Genomic DNA, 302 nt, shown 5'->3' with positions numbered 1-302 from the left:
GTTGCGCTCAAATTCAGCCAGCGCCGCGAAGACGTGAAAGACCAGGCGACCCGCCGCCGTGCCTGTCTCGATTCGCTCCGTCACGCTCTCAAAGCCTATTCCGGCTTGCTCCAACTCCCCGACGATTCGCACCAGGTCAGGCAGTGACCGGCCCAGGCGATCAAGTCGCCACACCACCAGCGCATCACCAGACCGCGCGAAGGCGAGGGCTTCGGTCAGGCCCGGCCTATCGGCCTTGGCCCCGCTTTCCTTGTCTTCAAAGACCCGTTCACAGCCCGCCACGCCCAGGGCATCCCGTTGCA

Annotated in this window: 1 protein-coding gene; it reads right to left on the bottom strand. The window is 64.9% G+C overall.

What is annotated here, in order from left to right; all coding sequences use genetic code 11:
* The coding region (locus tag ACODSO_RS29380) for a recombinase family protein (protein ID WP_489040121.1) at nt 1-302 on the bottom strand (302 nt) is incomplete at both ends.

The sequence above is a fragment of the Rhodococcus sp. FG69 genome (assembly GCF_057808915.1).
Note: the sequence above shows the minus strand (reverse complement) of the source record. Positions and strands in the feature narration are given on the sequence as shown.